The sequence below is a fragment of the Pseudoalteromonas sp. BMB genome (genome assembly GCF_001709235.1).
GTDB classification, from domain to species: domain Bacteria; phylum Pseudomonadota; class Gammaproteobacteria; order Enterobacterales; family Alteromonadaceae; genus Pseudoalteromonas; species Pseudoalteromonas maricaloris.
The window spans coordinates 1-1,176 of sequence record NZ_MBQA01000047.1; the positions used below are offsets into that span (position 1 = coordinate 1).

Consider the following 1,176-nt stretch of genomic DNA (forward strand, 5'->3'; position numbering starts at 1 on the left):
TTTAGAAGCACTTGCGATGTACAATGCTGGGTCCGGACTCATCGTACTCTTGCTTGGAGATCCACATCTGCTGGAATGTGGACAGTGAGGCCAAGATGGAGCCACCGATCCATACGGAGTACTTCCTCTCAGGGGGAGCGATGATCTTGATCTTCATGGTGCTGGGGGCGAGAGCAGTGATTTCCTTCTGCATCCTGTCAGCAATACCAGGGTACATGGTGGTACCACCGGAGAGGACAGTGTTGGCGTACAGATCCTTACGGATATCAATGTCGCACTTCTGGATGGAGTTGAAGGTGGTCTCATGGATGCCAACAGACTCCATACCAATGAAGGATGGCTGGAACAAGGTCTCGGGGCAGCGGAACCTCTCGTTGCCAATGGTGATCACCTGACCATCAGGCAACTCGTAGGACTTCTCTACTGTGGAGGAGGAGGCGGCGGTTGCCATTTCCTGCTCGAAGTCCAGAGCGACGTAGCACAGCTTTTCCTTGATGTCACGGACAATTTCCCTCTCAGCTGTGGTTACGAAAGAGTAGCCCCTCTCAGTCAAGATCTTCATGAGGTAGTCAGTGAGATCCCGACCAGCCAAGTCCAAACGGAGGATGGCATGAGGAAGAGCATAACCTTCATAGATGGGTACAGTGTGGGAAACACCATCACCGGAGTCAAGCACAATACCGGTGGTCCTACCGGAGGCATACAGGGACAGGACGGCCTGAATGGCAACATACATAGCGGGGGTGTTGAAGGTCTCAAACATGATCTGTGTCATCTTTTCCCTGTTAGCCTTGGGGTTAAGGGGGGCTTCAGTGAGAAGGACGGGGTGCTCCTCTGGAGCAACTCGGAGCTCGTTGTAGAAGGTGTGATGCCAGATCTTCTCCATGTCGTCCCAGTTAGTGATGATGCCGTGTTCGATGGGGTACTTCAGGGAGAGGATACCTCTCTTGCTCTGAGCCTCATCACCTACGTAGCTGTCCTTCTGACCCATACCCACCATCACACCCTGGTGCCTGGGACGTCCGACGATGGAGGGGAAGACAGCCCTGGGGGCGTCATCTCCGGCGAACCCGGCTTTGCACATGCCAGATCCATTGTCAACAACAAGTGCGGCAATGTCGTCGTCACACATTATGGACTGTTACGCTGTTTTCCTGGGAACGCACGAAGAGATCC

1 protein-coding gene is annotated in these 1,176 nt (G+C 53.7%); it reads right to left on the reverse strand.

All coding sequences use genetic code 11. The features are described 5' to 3' along the window. Position 1: 1 nt before the first annotated feature. Entirely contained in the window at positions 2-1,132 is a 1,131-nt protein-coding gene (locus tag BB427_RS03865) for an actin (RefSeq protein ID WP_069019001.1), read from the reverse strand. Positions 1,133-1,176: the final 44 nt, after the last annotated feature.